At 56.3% G+C, this 17,060-nt stretch carries 14 protein-coding genes; 3 read left to right on the plus strand and 11 right to left on the minus strand.

The genetic code is table 11. The features are described 5' to 3' along the window. Positions 1-56: 56 nt before the first annotated feature. The 3 genes from EU557_RS09130 (at position 57) to EU557_RS09140 (ending at position 1,968) form a co-directional block, all read left to right on the plus strand. On the plus strand, positions 57-635 hold the full coding sequence (locus EU557_RS09130; protein ID WP_245326214.1) for a thermonuclease family protein: 579 nt from the start codon (positions 57-59) through the stop codon (positions 633-635). A 57-nt stretch (positions 636-692) separates the two neighbouring features. Continuing rightward, entirely contained in the window at positions 693-1,436 is a 744-nt protein-coding gene (locus tag EU557_RS09135; protein ID WP_135530072.1) for a hypothetical protein, read from the plus strand. Between the two features lie 85 nt (positions 1,437-1,521). Continuing rightward, complete coding sequence (locus EU557_RS09140; protein WP_135530073.1) at positions 1,522-1,968, plus strand: hypothetical protein; 447 nt, start codon at positions 1,522-1,524, stop codon at positions 1,966-1,968. 83 nt (positions 1,969-2,051) lie between these two features. Here EU557_RS09140 and EU557_RS09145 read toward each other — a convergent pair whose 3' ends face one another. The 11 genes from EU557_RS09145 to EU557_RS09195 all read right to left on the minus strand — a co-directional run bounded on the left by EU557_RS09145 (position 2,052) and on the right by EU557_RS09195 (position 17,035). Then, positions 2,052-4,388 carry an AIPR family protein gene (locus EU557_RS09145; RefSeq protein ID WP_135530074.1) on the minus strand — a complete coding sequence of 779 codons (2,337 nt, stop codon included), beginning with the start codon at positions 4,386-4,388 and terminating at the stop codon, positions 2,052-2,054. Next, the gene (locus tag EU557_RS09150) at positions 4,381-5,418 is read right to left on the minus strand and encodes a PD-(D/E)XK motif protein (protein ID WP_135530075.1); all 1,038 of its coding nucleotides are present in this window, start codon (positions 5,416-5,418) and stop codon (positions 4,381-4,383) included. The genes EU557_RS09145 and EU557_RS09150 overlap by 8 nt, the downstream gene beginning before the upstream one ends. Continuing rightward, positions 5,408-8,296, minus strand: a complete 2,889-nt coding sequence (locus EU557_RS09155) for a Z1 domain-containing protein (RefSeq protein WP_135530076.1) — start codon at positions 8,294-8,296, stop codon at positions 5,408-5,410. Before EU557_RS09155 ends, EU557_RS09150 begins: the two co-directional genes overlap by 11 nt. Then, the gene (locus EU557_RS09160; RefSeq protein ID WP_135530077.1) at positions 8,289-9,770 is read right to left on the minus strand and encodes an ATP-binding protein; all 1,482 of its coding nucleotides are present in this window, start codon (positions 9,768-9,770) and stop codon (positions 8,289-8,291) included. The genes EU557_RS09155 and EU557_RS09160 overlap by 8 nt, the downstream gene beginning before the upstream one ends. Continuing rightward, a complete protein-coding gene (locus tag EU557_RS09165) occupies positions 9,767-10,561 on the minus strand; it encodes a protein NO VEIN domain-containing protein (protein ID WP_135530078.1) in 795 nt (264 codons plus the stop codon). The genes EU557_RS09160 and EU557_RS09165 overlap by 4 nt, the downstream gene beginning before the upstream one ends. Before the next feature lie 87 nt (positions 10,562-10,648). Continuing rightward, positions 10,649-11,821 carry a hypothetical protein gene (locus EU557_RS09170; protein WP_135530079.1) on the minus strand — a complete coding sequence of 391 codons (1,173 nt, stop codon included), beginning with the start codon at positions 11,819-11,821 and terminating at the stop codon, positions 10,649-10,651. A 4-nt stretch (positions 11,822-11,825) separates the two neighbouring features. Then, positions 11,826-14,018, minus strand: coding sequence for a sensor histidine kinase (locus EU557_RS09175; protein WP_135530080.1), 2,193 nt, complete (start codon positions 14,016-14,018; stop codon positions 11,826-11,828). Between the two features lie 107 nt (positions 14,019-14,125). Continuing rightward, positions 14,126-15,517, minus strand: coding sequence for a DNA cytosine methyltransferase (locus EU557_RS09180; RefSeq protein ID WP_135530081.1), 1,392 nt, complete (start codon positions 15,515-15,517; stop codon positions 14,126-14,128). 74 nt (positions 15,518-15,591) lie between these two features. Further along, the gene (locus EU557_RS09185; protein ID WP_135530082.1) at positions 15,592-16,017 is read right to left on the minus strand and encodes a very short patch repair endonuclease; all 426 of its coding nucleotides are present in this window, start codon (positions 16,015-16,017) and stop codon (positions 15,592-15,594) included. A 64-nt stretch (positions 16,018-16,081) separates the two neighbouring features. Then, the gene (locus tag EU557_RS09190; RefSeq protein ID WP_135530083.1) at positions 16,082-16,726 is read right to left on the minus strand and encodes a PD-(D/E)XK nuclease-like domain-containing protein; all 645 of its coding nucleotides are present in this window, start codon (positions 16,724-16,726) and stop codon (positions 16,082-16,084) included. Positions 16,727-16,771: 45 nt separating this feature from the next. Next, positions 16,772-17,035, minus strand: a complete 264-nt coding sequence (locus EU557_RS09195) for a hypothetical protein (RefSeq protein ID WP_245326216.1) — start codon at positions 17,033-17,035, stop codon at positions 16,772-16,774. Positions 17,036-17,060: the final 25 nt, after the last annotated feature.

Raw genomic sequence — 17,060 nt, forward strand, 5'->3', positions numbered from 1 at the left:
GCGTTCGGGACAAGCAAAGATACAACCAGGCGGGTGCAGGCCATAGGTTTAGCACCATGACAAACAATACGTTACGATTGGTTGCGGTTGGTTTCCTGGCGCTGAGCGTCATGCTTACGGGCAGTTCGGCAGCGGCTGGCAGCCCCGGTTCCGGCACGGACGAGCCCCGTACTGAAACCGGCCGCGTGGTGCGCGTCATCGACGGCGACACCTACGACGTGCTGAGCGGCGGCCGGCTACTGCGGGTGCGCCTGACCGGGGCAGATGCGCCGGAGCTGGGCCAGCCCTACGGCCGGCAGGTGGCCGATTCGGTGCGCCGGCTGCTGACGCCCCGGCAGCTGGTGGCCCTGACCCTGCAAGGTCAGGACCTGTATGGCCGGGCCCTGGCCACAATAGCGCTACTGCCGGGAACGGGTAAGCTGCCGGCGGTAGCTCTGGACTCGCTGCTGGTGGCGCGGGGCTGGGCGTGGGCCTGGGCACCCCGGCACAAGGTGCCGCGACTGGCGGCCGTGCAACAGCAGGCCCAGCGCCAAGGTCGCGGGTTGTGGCACTGCTCGCCGGCGGTGCCGCCTTCCATCTGGCGCAATCTGAGTGCGGCCGGGAAGCGGCGCTACGCTTCAGGCTGTCCCCGCTGAGCCATCCGCTTCTCCCCTGATTCTTCTCATTTCTTCACTCCTTTTCCCTTTTCACCCATGGCACAACAAACCGGTATTATCGGCATTCAGGGCACCGTCGGCGGGCTCGTGTTTGCCAAGGACGGCAGCATCCGGCAGAAGCCGGCTTCCAACAAGGCGGCATTTGCCGGCTCGGCCAGCATGGCCCGCACGCGTGAAAACGCCTCGGAGTTCGGCGAAGCGGCTTCGGCCGGCAAGCTGGTACGCGACGCGCTGCGCCAAGCTATCCAGTCGGCCAGCGACAAGAAGCTGGTGGCCCGGCTGACGCAGAAGATGCGCGAAATCATCAGCCTCGACGAGGACAATGACCGGGGCGGCCGGCAGGTACTCAAAGAAAACACGGCCGGCCTGCTGGGCTTCAACTTCAACGCCGGGGCCGGCCTGAGCCAGACGCTGTTTTTCGGCTACGGCGTGGAGCTGGCCGGCCGGGACGTAACGCTGAGCGTGGCGGGCATCAACCCGCAAACCGATGTGGCCGCCCCGCAGGGCGCCACCCACTATGAGGTTGTGTACGCCGCAGCCTCGCTCAGCTTCGACACCAAAACCTTTGCCGTGGCCACGGTGGCCGCGCCGCTGGGTCCGCAGCCGCTGAGCGGCGCCCTGGGCGCGCAGAACGTCGTGGCCACGCTGCCCGCCGACCCGGCCGCAACGGACGTGGTGCTGGGCGTGCTTGGCATCAACTTCTACCAGGAGCTGAACGGCAAGATGTACCCGCTGAACAACAACGGCAGCAACCCGCTGGCGGTGGTGTACGTGGGCTAGCCGCCTAGCATCAACGGTCACGCGGCCGGCTTCCCGGAGCCGGCCGCTTTCTTTTTCACTTCAACGCCGCAAGGCACCTTTCTATATGGCCACCCTAACTGCCTACCAGAAACAATTTCGCCAGCGCATGAAGCGCGCCATCAGCCTGCGGGCCAAAGCTGACCGCAAAGCCCGCTCCTACGCTACCCGCTTGGCCACGGCCCTACTCGACGCCCAGATGGCCGCAGCTATGATGAACGCGCTGAACCAGACTTACAACGTGGACGTGAGCACGCAGACCCTGCTCGTGCATGACCTCCTAGACGTAGTTACACCCCAGCGCCTGACCGACACGCTGACCGCCAGCACGCCGGGCGAGGAGCTGGTCCTGTTCAACCAGATTCCGGATGGCAACGGCGGCCAGCCGCTGCCGGCAAACCCGCTGTTCGGGGAGACGGCTACTACGCCGCCTATTATCAACCAGCCGCCTGCCGTGCAGATTGATACGGCCTCCGCACCTCAGGCTATCGAGCGTGAGCAGGTGGACGGGTAATCCATCAATCAATCTAAATACAAAAGGCCAGCCTTCTACAGAGGCTGGCCTTTTGCTTGGAATAAGCTCCCGGGCTGGTTTTATCAGGCGGAAACGGTGAAGCCGTAACGGGCCGCTTTTTCAACAATCTGATGCAGGCGGACGGCTTTGAACTTCCCAACCGGGAACTTCTCCCGCATGGTTGTTTTCAGAAACTCGACGTCCCGCAGTGCCAGGGCTTTGTTTTTCTTTTCCCAGTCAAACAATTTGGCAACCAGCTCCTGTGTGAGATTAACCTGTACCTCTTTTCCAGCAGGTGCAGCAGCTGGCTGTTCCTGTTCCTGTAACTGGTCGAGCAACCCGGGGTTGTGCTCCAGCAGCAAATCGATGATAAACTGCCCCGTTTCAACCTCGCTGTCGGTGAGATGTCGGTTACGGGTGATATTGCGTCCGATGCTGTTGCACCGGTCCCGTTTGTGCTGGGAAAGCAGATTGGACTGGCGGCCCCATTGCTCAATGATTTCCCACGCCTCCGCTCCCAGGGCCCGGAGCATTTCCTCCTGTTGCCGGCGTTCCTCTGCCGCCAAGTCATCGTTCGTCTGGCGGTAGCGTTTCTGCTGTTGCTGCGGGTCGGAAAAGTCACCCTGCAGCTTTGTCAGCAGTTGCTGCAGCTTGTCCTTGGGAACAGAGGCATCACGCAGCAGCAGCCAGCAGTCTTCCTGCTTGGCCCGTTCACTCACCAGCTTGGTGCCCGCGCTTTGCTGCAGATAGTTATCCACGAAGCGCAGGGTACTGTTAATAACCGACCGTAAGGCTTCGGATACATCCTGCTCCTTCCAGATTTTGTACAGGTCGATCCGGCCGGCAGTCACATGATTGAGCCAGGCCAAGGTGTAGGGCACGGTCAGGAATTTGTAGTCACCCAGTTTGGTAGCACCCCGGCCATATTCCTGATCAGCAGCCCGGAACAGAATAGCCTTGGCTATTAAATCCTCGAAGAAAATGCTGTTAGGCTGATAGTCCTTGCCCAGCTTCTTCAGGTACTCGGCATAGTTTTTCTGAGCACCACGCGCCACCAGCCAGGGCAGGCCGCCCCAGGTATGCTCAAATTTTGCTACCATCTCCTTCGTGAAGAGCTGTTTGCGCGGGTTCTGGTGCTCGAAAGCTTTACGCCGCTTGGGAGTCAGCTCGCGGTTAAGCGCCACCTTGTACTGGCCGCGGGCCCGCTCGAAAAACCAACGGGTCTGCACGGTGGTATTGGGTGCCGGCGGCGCCCAGCAGGCACGGGAAATCTTTTCGAGCTGCCGGTTGAATTTGTTGTTGGCCGACAGGTCGGCAGCTTGGATTCCGTTCTGGCTGTTGGCGTACTGCGAGATGAGCGGAATGATTTCGTCCATGTCCTCGGGCCGGCGCAACACCGTCAGCTTCATCTGCACGAAGACACTGCTGATGTCGGCCCGGTCCTGGCGCTGGGTGCGAAAGATGGCAGCGGTAGTCTGGCCGCCATTCACAATCTGCAGGTCACGAACACTATGGATACCCCAGCCGCCGCCCGGCAGCTGACGTACATCTACCTGCTCGGCCGTGGCGGCAATACCGTTGTTATAGGCCAGAAAACGGTGTGGGGCGGTCTTAATAGTATTGCGGATACCCTTGTTGACCGCACCCGTGAAGTCGAGGAAGGAACGGACATTCTGCTCCAGCAGGCGGGCCCCGTACCGCTCATACATTTCTGCCAGCAGCGTACCAGGCACGATGGCTAGGTAGGACTGATAGTCATTGTTGCTGACTGGCATCGGCAGGCAATTAAGCGGCTGACCATGGCTCCGCTCAAATTCTATTTCAATGGGTTCACGCCGGTTGCGGCTCGTCCAGAGCCGGTGAAACCGGTCCAGATCCCAGATATGGTACTGCACCTGAACTGTCTGGTTCAGGCGGCGGTCTGGCAATGCCGCATCAGATGTCAGCCGGGCGTTGGTCAGAATAAAGATGCGGGCCCGGACTACTTTACCGGCATTGTCGAACAGCACCTGTGCCAGCTCATAGGCGGGCGCCGATTCGTCAATCTCGTCGCGGTAGCCATTGAATACGTTCTTCAGAAAACGCTCCGACTGATTGGCGGCCGTGGTCACGTCCGTTTTCACGAACGAACGGGCTTCGGTGGTCTCCTGAAAAAACGTGATAAACAGGTCTACCGTCTCGAAATCCTCGCTGAGCGCGTAGCCGTTGATTTTATGCTGAATCTGGTGGGCCTTATTGGCCTTGATGCTGGTACAGACGCGGGCATTCTCCGTCTCGCCGGCATCAGCCAGCAGGCCTATCAGGTATTCAGTAGCTTTTTCTTCCAGCAGCGCCCCCTCCTCCTTCTCTATCTCCACCAGCGCCCGGACTTCCTGATTCAGGTCGGTCAGGAATCCGTTGAGTTCTTCTGTATCAGACATGGGACTGAACTATGCTTAGCAGGTCGGCAAACGTAATCTGAAAAGGTAAAATGTGGTCGGTGGATACCGTGTAAGTCACGTTACCCACGCCGGGCGTGAGCCCGGTAGCCCGGATACAGGGAAAGTCGTCGCGGACTACCGCCGGGGTTGTCTGCCGGATGCGGTAGCCTTCACCTTCGTAGCGGGTGGCCTGCGCCTCGAAATAGCCGGCCTGCTGCAGCCGGGTTTCAAACAGCCGGGCCGCTTCGGGCACTTCGCTGACCACAGACCGCAGGTGTGCCACCAGCAGCGGCAATGATTCGCCGCTTCTCTCCGTGACTTCGAGGGCCAGATGAAACAGTAACAGTTGCTCAAACGGGGTTTCATCCAGCTGCGCAGCGCCACTTACTTGGAAGGCGGTGCTGTTGCCGCTGGTTGTTTTCACCTCCAGCGCCACCGGGCCAAAATGAAAATCCTGCGGATCACGGAGCGGACCGGTCCACGCTGTAACTACTGACTGTGGTGGCACGCCGGCGGCCAGCAGCTCACGCATCAGGTGTAATTCGCCGAATAGGCCCTGCCGGGCCGGGCCGCTCAGGCCGACCGGGTTAAATGCGCTGAACAGGTCGCGCCAGCGAGCCAGCTGCGCAGTGAAAGCCCGCAACCGGGCCACGCTGTCAGTGGTGGCGCTGACGGCGGCCACGATATCTGCGGCTAGGATGGCGAAGATGTCCGCGAAACGGTCGTCGGTCAGGATGAGAGCCAGCTGAAAAGTCGTGCCCGGGTCGTCCGGGTCGGGCAGCGGCTCCAGGCTCAGGCCGGCGTGCTGCCGGTCAGCGGCAACGCGGGTGCGCAGCCGCACGGGCAACGCCAGCATGAGCACCCGGCACAACGCCCCGGACGGCATGTGCAGCAGCCCTGCAGAAAGCGGGCTGGCAGGGTCAGCGGGCAGACAGGGCATGGCCAGCAGCTCACCCTCAGGGGGCAGACTTGCCAGCAGGCCCTGCCAGATGGCTGACAGGTCGGCAGCGGATCCTGGGTTACTCATCATCCCGGCTTACCTGGTCTTCGGCTTCGGCGTCGATGGTGTCTTCATCCTCATTCAGGAATTCATCCAGCAGCTGCGCGTTGCCCATGTATGTTACTTTCTTATCCTTTTTCAGGCGAGGGAAGCTAATGGCATAACCCATCACCGGCACACCTTCGGCTCGGTCGTACCCTGCCGGTTCCGGGTCGAGCGGATACAGCAGCAGTAAGGCTTCGGAGGCAGGCCGTTTGCCACGCACGAACTCCCCAGAGGGAATGGTGGCCGCGGGCCGGTCTGCCTGCGTTTCCTCTAATGCTTCCTCGACGGCCTTTTTGTCGAGGTCCAGGTACTCGTGCCGGGGGCTGATAATGTGGGCTTTGGGAATGACGTATTCCGTGGTGCTGACCTTGGCCACTTCTCCCGGCTTAGGATTGGAGCCCGCCGCGTTACGCAATGTGGTGCGCACCGGCGTGATGGTGCCGTCAATCTCAAAATCAACGTCGATGGTCTTCTTGTTATCGGCTTCCATCAGAATGACAGTCCAGTTGGTCAGACGACCATCCGGTTGCTGTTTGCTGATGTAGTCGGTAAGCTTTACCGGCTCGATGTTGCGCTGCAGCGTGCGGTACGCCAGCAGGAAATTTATTACCACTTCAGCGGGCACATCGCGCCAGGCGTGACGTTGGTTGCCTATCGGCTTCGGGGTGCCCAAGCCGGCCACCATGTTGTAGGCAGCGGTGTAGTTGGCGCGGATGAAATCGGGGTTGTGCCGCGGGAAGGCATAGGTTTCCATCAGCTCACCGGCAAAGCTGAGCTGTAACGGCCACGCACCACGCATCCGGTTGGCCGCTGTGACCTGCAGCACACCAGGCTTGGAACGGATTTTCAGGCCGTACTTCTCGGGCGTGCTGCCGATGCGCACCATGCGGTCAAACTCCTGCCGCAGCTCTTCGGTGGCCAGCGTAATATGCCGGTACCAGCTGATGATTTCGGGGCTGGTGAACAGGCGGCACAGGTCCACGTAGCCGGGACGGTAGCCAAACCAGCGGCCCATCTGCATCAGGGTGTCGTACATCTTCGACGCCCGCAGGTAGTAACTGACGCAGAGCCCTTCCAGCGTGAGGCCGCGGGAAAGTTTATTTCCGCCGACCGCAATGACGAACAGCCCCGTGCCATCAAAATCATTGTAGTCGAGCGGCAGGTGCAGGGGGTCGCCGGTGCGGCTGGGCGTGCCGTGCACCACGCGTACCTTAATCCGGTCGAGCGTGGGGCGTAGCTGCTTGCGCACGGCCTCCCAGCTTACCCGCTTGATGTTGGGGTCGTCTACTAGTTTTTCATCGATGAAACGGGCTGTAACGGGCTCGTACTCCTCCTCCCATATTTTCTTCAGCTGAGGCTCCAGGGAGTTTTTGCGCAAGGCCAGCTTGGACCGGCAGTCGCTCAGAAAATCACTGACCAGCTCTCCGGTTTTGTTCTGCCACCGGACGAAATGAGAAATATGAATCAGCATGGAGCTGTGCTGCCGGCCCTGGCCACGGACCACGCGGGCGGCGCAGGTCAGAAAGAAATGCAATACAGCTTCCTGCAGCGAATCGGGTAGTTCTTCCGGTAACGGATCATCTTTCCGGTGCTTGTTGGGAAAAATCACCGGATAGTTGTCACCATCCGGGTTTTCGTCCGACTGCGGAATGATTTCGCGCACCACCGGCAACACATTTTCGTGCGACCCTTCTTCGTCATCATCAGGCTCCCCGATACCGAAAATCTTATCAGGCCCGATGTAGTTGCTGGGCGGCGGAATGTTAGCAATGAAGTCGCGGGGGAACAGCTCCTGGCCTATGGCCGTTTCGAGCGTCTGCTTGCCGACGCGCAGGGTTTTGTTCAGGTTTTCAAAATCAGCCTGGGACAGCAGAGGGATGAAAATGTTGGCAAACGGCGTAGCTGTGTACCCTACGTAGGAACGTTGCTCAAATAAGGACAGCAGTACGCGGATCAGTCCGTTGATTTCTGAAATGCTCTCCTTGCTAACGTTGATGGAAGCGTTGTCGGCCTCGTCATCAATAAGCAGCAGCGGCAGGTCACTGATTGTCCGGTACCCCTTTTCGTTCAGCTCACCTTTGTTGGCCAGCCACATGATAAGGTTGCGCAGAATGCTAAGGTTCTTCTTAACGACTATCACAACCGGGTCTGAGCCAAAAATATTGGTCGGTACCCGGTCTGCCACGTTGGTTTTGAAGTCCCCGTTAAGCGCGCTGGTAGTCAGGGAGTGCGCGGGCACGTCGCGCTTACGCTTACCTACACCTATCCAGTGGTTGCCGGTCTTGTGGGTACGCGCGTCCTCGGTGTTGTAGCCTACAAAACCTTCATCGATGCGCTCCTGCGTCTGACTGCGCAGGCTGCTGTGAATACCAGCCAGCACAATGATGAGCTTGTAGCCGGCATCGGCAGCTTTGGCTGTCAGTCCGGTGTAATTGGCCGTCTTACCGGACTGCACCTGCCCGACTACCATTCCACGGCGGTCAAAAGGCTCCCGGTCACGCGGGTTTCCCAGGCGGTCAAGTACGTCGTCGGTTAGGTCGCCCAGCTTGTCTACAGTGTTAGCAGCCATCCGCCGGTCAAACTGCAGGTAGTCACGGTAGCGGCCCCAGAAGCGCCATTTGATGTTCTCCCGCTCCCGGTCAAGCCAAGGCTGCCGGCGGGTGCGGTCTTCCAGAAACGAGTATGGCAACGAGCGGACGCGGAAATGCAGCAGCAGGTCAGCTTTCAGCCGCTCGGTGTCTACTTCCGGGTACAGTATGGTCAACCGGGTCACCGTCTCATCGATAACTGCCGGGGTTTTGTGCGGTTTGGGGGTGAGCATGGTTATAGCCACGCTCAGGATATCTTCGTAATTCTCAGACATCAGGCAGTTGGTCGAGGAGGTGGGGGAAGTAGTTGAAGGGTTCGGTGCTGAGCAGCAGCTGGCGCACTTCCGCCGGGCTCCGACCGGCCGCGCGGAAGTCTTTGTACAGGTCCAGCATCAGCGGCAGAATCTCTTGGTCGCTGACACCCTCGTAGGGCAGAGCCTGTTCGCGCGGTTTTTCGGCCTCGCTGAGCACAATCAGCGGCACCGGTACCGTTTCCTCAATCATGCGGAATACCGCGTGCAGCAGGCCGGACGCTTCGGCCCCTTTATAGCGGTTGAGCAGATCCAGAACCAGCGGGTGCTGCCGGTTGATAGTATAGTGACGCTGACCGAGGCGCACGTTCTCGTGCCACACAGGGGTAAAGCCTACGCTGTGCGTATGCTTCAGGCGTTTTCCCCGCGCCCGGTAGACTTCGACGGCCTGGGTGCGGGCACGGGTACCAATGCGGCGCAGGTCGTTCCGTAGTATCGCCGGGGGATGGGACTGGGCTTTGCGGATGTCAATCTGCCACTCGCTGTCGAGCGTGTTGGGTAGGTCGACCATAATACGGGCCAGTTTGCAGTGCTCCTCGCGCCGGAACAGATTCAGCCAGTCGCCAGCGACCAGCAGACGGCGGTTGCGGTAGATGTAGAATCCCTGGTGGGCATTCCAGCCGCGCAGGCCGCCAGCTTGGTCAAACAAGTCCGGGTGGCTCAAGCGCCGGTGGTGCGGCAGGATATAGGGGCGCACCGTCACCTTACCGTTAAACAGGGTTTCCTCGGGCAGCCGTTGCGTGGAAGGTTCGGCCGAAAGGAACGGATCCCAGGGCGTCAGCTTCTGCCCGTTTACCTCAATGCTCAGGCTGCCGTCTTCCATGTACCGGTGGAAGACCATTGACAGGTGGTGTTCTACCAGTTTGACGTAGTTGCCGAATATTGCCTCGTGTTGCGGGTTGCCATACTGCAGCTCATTTACCAGCCGGTCCAGCTTTTCCCAGAAAACGATGGTGCCCTGCTCCTGTGCGTCCAGCTGCTCTATCAGGGTTTCGTCGGAGACATGACACAGCAGGTTCCACGCTTTTGCTTGGTTCACATAGTCCAGATCCCAGCACCGGTAGCTTACCTCACCCCCAGCCGGTTTAGACAGCACCGTGAAGCGTCGGCACTGCGAGAAAGATGCCGTTTTCAGGCCCAGACCAAAACGGCCCAGGTCGTCTTTGTGGCGTGCCTGGCCGGGGTGACGGCTGCCCGGACGCATAGCCTCGCGTAGCGCCTCAGCATCCATTCCACGGCCATTGTCCGCTATCGACAAGGTGGATTCCTGCCCCTGCCAGATCATCTCCAGCTGAACCAGAGTGGCACCGGCGGCTATGCTGTTGTCTATAATATCAGCTACAGCAGTATCTAGCGTGTAGCCGATAGAGCGCAGCGTTTCGAGCATAGCGTCTGCGCGCGGGCCGGCCTCCTCAAAGGGAAGATGAGTAGAGTTCATAGTATGGGGTCACTATTACTATTCAAATCTGCGGCTGTGACCCGCCAGCTGGTCTGTATGACAGTGTGAAAACTCTGTTGAGCCCGTAAACACGCAGCAGGATTGTTGATGATTTGCAGAGTGGGTTTATCGTGCACGCTGCTCATCACCACAAGCCAGAACCGATCTCCTTTAGCTTGCGCTACATCCCATTCTTTGGAAGTAAAGGAGATTCCTCCATTCTGACCGGCAGTACCCTTCAGCTCAATGTACTGGTCAGGTTCGTCCGGATTTTTCAATAAGAAGTCGTATCCTTCTCCGGCAAGCCGTTTGTCTAATAACTCACCTACAAACCCGCTCTTGCCTTTGATATGCAGTTCAATAAACAATTCTTCTGCGGCAGCACCGGTTATAGCGCGCTGGTTTCCCGAACTCTGCTGCTGAACGGGCCCAGGGCTTGCTATAGAAAGTACTCCGGTCAGTAGACGACCTTCTGCCGATTCTGCATCAGCTAACAGACGCGAAACAAGAACGTATAATGCTGCCTCATCAACATCGGCGAGCAGGCTGTGAATATGAGCTTCGGATGCGGACAGGGGACGCTGCCACCAACCGCGGCGCCAGGTAAATAGCGGGTCAAAGCCATCACGCCGGTTCTTGACATACGAGCCCTTTACACCGAGTTTGGCACCTACGTCAGCATAGGCCTCGCGCCAAGTCAGATACCCTAATCTCTGGTATGCTGAATTATCAAAACGGGCAAAATAATAGGCGACGACAGCTACTGCTGAACGGTCTGGCGCGGCAGGCATGATTAGAGAATAATTCAGTCAGAACTCAACGTGCTATAAAGGCACATAATATACAAGCTGGCTTTAGCTGGCAGTCAGGAAGCGGATTTATATCCAATCCACCATAGTCCCGCTCAGTGAGGGAGCACCCTGCCGCGAGTAGTAATAAGAGAACCGGGCGATGATATCCTTAATAAATGGTCCTGAAACGGCTGCGACCCTTTCAAACTTTGCTGTGTCGATGTCTGGCTCAGGCACTGAAAGCAGCTTCTGAAAATCAATGAATGAGGCCTCAAGCCTTTTGTGCTTGGGCAGGAAAGCGTAACGTTGATTACTCGTATGCTCCTTTAGCTTTTTGACGTGATTAGCAACAATATCTCCGTTATAATCTTTGATATCAGGCATTTCTCTCCAAGGCGTAAGATGTGCCAGTGTTATAAAATCAGCTTTCCTCACGTAGCGGATGCCACCAGCAACTGAGGCGTCAGCAACTTTTTTCTGGAAGACAATATCACAGGCAGGAGTAAGAACCAGCCACAATCTTCCGGTGCTGGCTTCGCGTAGGATATCACCAGTAAAAACTTTCTCCTTGATAGAAGGCGCTATATATGTTTCTGCTGGATGCATTGGAATGAACCCGGCATGAGCAGGGTCCGGGCTGCGCTCCAGGTACTCCATCATGTGTTGAGCCACATAACGCTTCAGCGCTTCCCTGTTTTCTTCGATCAGCCAGTATTCACCCGCAGGGGCGAGGTGCGTCCAGAAAATCTCGTGAAAGTGTTTCCCAAAGGTCTGTATTACGCCATCATCGCCAAGCAGATTCAGCAAACCGCCCTTGTGGATAGTCAAGATGTCAGATATGATATCTGCTACCAAGACATCCCCTCCCCGTTTGTGTATCTTGAAAAACGGGCTTTCTCTGTCGCGCAACGACTCTATGTGACCGGGAGTACCGGTGTACACGAACATCGGCAACTGAAATAACTTGAAAATCAGATCGACTACGAGACGCCCCCCCATCTTGTCAGCATCCTCTAAGTCGCTTGGCCCTGTATCGTTAGCAAGTTTCAGGTCTATGATTGCCGCGTCAAAGGACTGCCCGGGCGTAGCCAACTCCCTCTCAGCCTCTTCAAACGTTCTAGCTTGACGAAGTTCGATTTGAACACCATCCTCGCCATTGTCAATTTTCTCCTGCCGGTTAGAGTTTTTTACGGCGTCGACAACTGCTTGGTATTCGTTAGCATCGTCTTCGACAACCAAGACTGTTAGTACTTTTTTCATTATTCTATTTGAGAACGAACTGCATAACGAAGAAGACACCTCTATCTTGGTCTGGGTATTCAGCAATCAGCTTACCTCCATTACGGGCAACGGCTTCACCCGCTATAGCCAGACCAAGCCCACTACCTGATTCGGTTTTAGTAGTAAACTCGGGTTCAAAGATGACTTGGCTTTTTATGTATTCCTCCGGAATACCGGGGCCATTATCACGATACTCAAGACGCAGCAAATCGTCAGTCTTGGCGACTTTAATAGAAATCGTGCGTGGCTCATCAACAGTATTAAGCCAATAGATACTATTATCGACCAAGTTGGTTAACGCAGCCTGAAAATCAACAGCCCACCCATAGAAATTCAAAGTGTCGTCACACTCTACTGTATAGGTTATACTGCTATTTGCTAGTTCTGACTCAAAGACAGCCAACGCATTGGAAACAGCTTTTGCAAGCTTAAACTCAACCTTCTTATCCCCTCTGCGCGCAGCCAGTGGATCAAGTCTGCTAAACAGTCCGGATATGATGTTTGACTGCAATTCAAAGCCTTTGGCGCGTTCTACAACTTCCTCCAGTTGCTCCTGATCAAATCTTTGAGCGAGCTGTGTGGCAGATGTGGAAATAAACTTTGCCGCGTTCTTGAAGTAACTGATTGGCTTGCGCCCCTCGTGCAATACAATGTGGACAATCTTACCAATAGTTGCCTGACCCTGATAAGTAGCTACGATGCGTTTGATAGCATCAGCTGTTTTAGCATTGCTTTCCTGCTGAGTGTCAATGAGGGCAATAATCTTTTGCTGGGTTTTGCTATCAACGCCGCCGGCTAACAAGGTTTTTTCTACTTTCCTTTTCAGGTCCTCGAGGCGAAATAATGAGTCTACTTTACCGTCTATGTCCCGTTGGGTCCTTCCCAGACCTGACTTAAGACGGTAATCAAACCTCTTGTTTTCCAATACGTTCAGTACCTGACGACTGATTTCAATCAGACCGAAATAGGCTGCATCCTCTTTGATTCCATCCCGGGCACTCTTCTCCTGCAGACCGGACTCTGCTTCGGATGCAATGCGGGTGAAGCCGATGACTTGGTTACTGCCGATGCGCAGGGAAGGATTCTGAACACGGCGTTTATCGAGCGAAAGCCAGTCAAAGCCGGGGTCACCTAATGGGCGAATCCGGAACCCATTACGGTATACCCCAATGCCGTGGTACTCGTTCAGGAGGTTTGTTGCCATCCGTTTACCGATTGGCTCCCCCGATTCAGGATCCGATAAACCCCGTTCAATCAGGTTCTGAATGGCTTGTGGTTCACGGTCATACACCCGGAAATCCACATCAATCGGACCGCAGTAACTAAGGTCGTACCTGGGGTCTTCGGGCAACCGGATTTCGAAGTTCAGGTCCGTGACTGTAGTATCACCAACCCGGTTGTTATGGTAATGCAGTGTCGCTCGTCCAGCTGAGTCCACATGCCCCCAAATACGGTAATCGTAAAACTTGATGATCGGGAAAGGCTCTATGTCCTTTTTCAGACCAGAGTATACACCTGGCCACGACTCATCAAATTCAAGCTTTATTGTGAATTCCCGCTCTATCTCCGACTCCTGCTCATCATCGTCGATTGAAGGGGCCACCAGTTTGCGAAGCTCAAACTGCAGACTGGCTATTTCCTTATCAGTCCACAATGCATCCCCTGTCAAGCGAAGGGAAGTGCCTTTGGGTCGGTCAGTGGTTGTCGATTCAATCAGAATTCCAACGTCCTGCAGGTATTGTGCACGGACGAAATCTTCCCATATCAGGTATAGAGTTGTAAGCTCCCCTTCTGGTGTGATTGTCTCGAGGATAAGCTCTTTACCCAGTATTGAGGCTGCATAGCGCCCAACGCCCTTGCTGCCCTGCCGCGTGCGCCCCATAGGGCTCACCGGATGGCGTACCTTATCGTCAGTGGACGGCACCATCCATTGGTTTACCACTTTGTCAAAAGACATGCCGTCGCCGGTATCCCGTACCTCAACAGTAATACCTTTCCCTTCGGACTCTTCCCCGAAAAAGGCTACAGTTACCTCTTTAGCGTCAGCATCATAGGCATTCTTCACCAATTCAACAACCGCAGCATACTTGTCCTTAATCAGGTTAGCCCCGATTGTGATAATGTGGCGACCTGCCGGCCGTATGGCAAATATACCGTTCTGAATAAGCTCACTCATACTTGTACAAACAAGGCTGAAAATAATTGACTTTTATAGTTGCGCCACCCTATACTTCAGGCGCAGGTATTCCCTGCCCTGTAGTTCGGGCAGAGAATACCTACGCCTTATACTGAAGCTGCGAGAACCTGCGGCTGGATAGTGGTCTGACGCTTCGAAGCCCTCTCCGGCTTGAACAACTCAGTCTGTTTCCCGGGCTTGTTGACTTTCTTAGCCGGTGTCTTCCTGACAGCCGCTGACTTCTCCTTTGGTGGTTGAAGCTTACAAAAAACGCCGTTGCCTTCGAGCATGTTCTTAACACGACGAGCTATTTCCTCAGCCAGAAGCGGAGGCACAGCATTACCTATCTGTTTGAAGGCCGCCGTGCGGGAACCCTCAAAGTAGTAGTCGTCAGGAAAGGATTGCAGTCTTGCAGCCTCCCTTACTGATAAGGAACGCCCCTGTTCTGCATACGGGTGAATATAGTAGTGTCCGTCCTTGTGAATGTGGGCCACTACCGTCTGAGACAAGGACAGGTCCTTGGCCACTACCTTGAAACGATCTTTAAATCCTTTCTTGTTCTTGTGGGTCTGCAGCTCCGGCGGTAGGTCTTCATACCGGAGGCGCTTTTGCTCTTTTTCCCAAAGGTCTATAACCAGCCGATAGATTCTGATATCGGACTCAAGATGAGGGCGGGCCAAGTGCTGCGACAACACATCCCAATGAACAGGGCGAATGTTCATGTCGCGCAGGTAGTTGGTAGGGGCTACAGTTTTGTACTCTGAGCTGGAGCCTCCTGGCTGAATAGCTGGCAAGTCACTCAGCAGATTGTCAACCTTATAGGCCTTCGGTTTAGTATTGAGACTAGGATAGCCTAATCCTGTGTTCTTCCTCCAACCTATGATGATAAGACGCTCCCTGCTTTGCAGCACTCCATAATCACCGGCGTTGAATTTCCGAATACTCATTTCGTACCCGTACTTATCAACAATACGTCGGATGTTACGCAGGTGCTCCCCATTTTTAGCACTGAGCAGGCCTAGAACGTTTTCAAACACAAACATTCTAGGTTCATACTTGCGCAGATACTGCGCGTACTGTACGTAGAGAAAATTACGCGGATCAGTCTTCATCCCCTTCTTTCTCGCACGGCCGGCCACTGAGTAAGCCTGACAGGGAGGCCCTCCAATTATAAGATCTACTTTCTCCTCACCCAGCAGTTTGTCAATTCGGCCGAAGATTTCATCCTGCGTTTCAGCGCTGATGGGCAGATTCAATACAGAGTCCATTTGCTCCGGCGGCACGAAGCTGTAAAGTTTTTCAGATGAAATCTTGCCACGCAGATAATCCTTGTAATGACTGATTCCTTTATTGTCACGCAAATGATAGTAAGCAAGCCTAGTTTTCAGCGTTTTACAGGCATCAGCATCCATCTCCACGTGCGCAACGGGAGTAAACCCCGCACGGAGAAAACCCTCAGACAAGCCGCCAGCTCCGGCGAAAAGATCAATATAATTCATTGTAGAACTTTGTCGCGTTTTCGCGCTATCCTGCGCGCTACGCGCGTGCAAGAAAGGAATAAATTCCTGTAATGCTAAAATGCCTGGCTTGTTATATTTGAAAAAAGTTCCGCCAGCGTTTGTTCACGCACCGCCGGTTTCAGTTCGCACTCCCAGACTGTCAGCACTTTCCAACCAGCTTCAGTCAGTCCGGCTTGCTGCCGCTCGTCGTTGACGACGTTGCGGCTGATTTTGTTCAGCCAGAACTCGGTGCGCGTTTTGGGCACTACGAAGTAGCGGCAACCCTCATGACGGTGCCAGAAGCACCCTTGAACGAAGACGACCGTTTTGTATTTTGGCAGTACGAGGTCAGGCTTACCGGGCAGCCCCTTGTCGTGCAAACGGTAACGCAGACCGCGAGCGTGGAGGTACTGGCGGACCAGCATTTCGGGTTTGGTATTCTTTCCTTTAATCTGCGACATGTTATAGCTGCGGGTAGCAGCCGAGTGTACATCTGCCATATAACTTACTTTTTCAAAGAGAAACGACTTTTGCAGGAAGAAGGTGCATCAAGGCACACTACGCTCATAAAGCCCCACCCTGCGCGGCACATGCATGTAGCAACCGTTGGTACTTCTTCCGGCCCTGGGCAAACAGAGCCGCATCGGCGCTGATGTCGAAAATCCAGACCTCATGCGGGGCCTTCTTCTGCACGCCGATAATCAGGAAGCGGTTGGCCTGCAGGGCATCTAGGTAGAGGGCGGCCTGGCGGTCGTAGTCGTACTGCTCAACGGTAGCCAGGAACTGCTCCCGGCTGCGGCAGCTGGTGGTTTTGAAGTCGATGAGGGTACGGCGGCGGCCGGCGGGGCTGACTACCAGCAGGTCGGGGCGCACCTTCACCCCTACTCCGGTTTCGGTGTGCACGGCGGTATGGGTCAGCTCGGCGGTGCCGCGGTACAGCAGGTCGCGGCAGTAGCGGTGGCGGCGCACGTGGCGGGCCAACTGCTCCAGCTCCTGCCAGGGACATTTGTCGGCGGTGCGGGCGTAGGTGCGGGGCTCCAGGGTGGCTGAGTGGAAGGCCGAGCCGTAGGCCAGAGCCTGGGGGTTGGGGTTGCGGAGCTGACCCAGCACCCGGGCTTTCAGCTCGGAGAGGTCGGTATTGGAAACGTGCGGCAGGGCGCGGTGCTGCTCCTGGGTGAGGCCGGGGTAGGTTTGAAGGCTGTGAAACATGGCTGTTAGGGTGTTGGGCACTTGGTTATGTTCTTCGCTGGGGGATTATCGGTCCTCACAGATGAGAGCCAAGCGGTTCGGGTCGTCGGTGCGGTGTAGCCAGATGTGGGCGCCACCACAGCCTACCTGGTAAGCCGGGGCCGGGAAAAGCGCACGGATGGCCGGTGCCAGGGCGCGCACATCGGGCATGGGGTCGGTGGCCTCTATAAGCTGGCCGAGCCGGGCCAGCAGATCGGCCTCCGTGGCATCGAGCGGGGCTTGCTCAATGCGGAGCTGGGGCAGCATGAGGGTGGTATGCAGCTGAGGCATGGCGCGGGAATGGTAGCCGGCTCGG

It is taken from the genome of Hymenobacter wooponensis, from assembly GCF_004745865.1.
GTDB classification, from domain to species: Bacteria; Bacteroidota; Bacteroidia; order Cytophagales; family Hymenobacteraceae; genus Hymenobacter; species Hymenobacter wooponensis.

Coding starts and splice junctions, on each gene's coding strand:
- EU557_RS09155 (WP_135530076.1), bottom strand. CDS start 8,296: ATGTCTGAGAATTACGAAGATATCCTGAGCGTGGCTATAACCATGCTC.
- EU557_RS09140 (WP_135530073.1), top strand. CDS start 1,522: ATGGCCACCCTAACTGCCTACCAGAAACAATTTCGCCAGCGCATGAAG.
- EU557_RS09185 (WP_135530082.1), bottom strand. CDS start 16,017: ATGGCAGATGTACACTCGGCTGCTACCCGCAGCTATAACATGTCGCAG.
- EU557_RS09165 (WP_135530078.1), bottom strand. CDS start 10,561: ATGCCTGCCGCGCCAGACCGTTCAGCAGTAGCTGTCGTCGCCTATTAT.
- EU557_RS09160 (WP_135530077.1), bottom strand. CDS start 9,770: ATGAACTCTACTCATCTTCCCTTTGAGGAGGCCGGCCCGCGCGCAGAC.
- EU557_RS09195 (WP_245326216.1), bottom strand. CDS start 17,035: ATGCCTCAGCTGCATACCACCCTCATGCTGCCCCAGCTCCGCATTGAG.
- EU557_RS09145 (WP_135530074.1), bottom strand. CDS start 4,388: ATGTCTGATACAGAAGAACTCAACGGATTCCTGACCGACCTGAATCAG.
- EU557_RS09180 (WP_135530081.1), bottom strand. CDS start 15,517: ATGAATTATATTGATCTTTTCGCCGGAGCTGGCGGCTTGTCTGAGGGT.
- EU557_RS09190 (WP_135530083.1), bottom strand. CDS start 16,726: ATGTTTCACAGCCTTCAAACCTACCCCGGCCTCACCCAGGAGCAGCAC.
- EU557_RS09175 (WP_135530080.1), bottom strand. CDS start 14,018: ATGAGTGAGCTTATTCAGAACGGTATATTTGCCATACGGCCGGCAGGT.
- EU557_RS09150 (WP_135530075.1), bottom strand. CDS start 5,418: ATGATGAGTAACCCAGGATCCGCTGCCGACCTGTCAGCCATCTGGCAG.
- EU557_RS09135 (WP_135530072.1), top strand. CDS start 693: ATGGCACAACAAACCGGTATTATCGGCATTCAGGGCACCGTCGGCGGG.
- EU557_RS09130 (WP_245326214.1), top strand. CDS start 57: ATGACAAACAATACGTTACGATTGGTTGCGGTTGGTTTCCTGGCGCTG.
- EU557_RS09170 (WP_135530079.1), bottom strand. CDS start 11,821: ATGAAAAAAGTACTAACAGTCTTGGTTGTCGAAGACGATGCTAACGAA.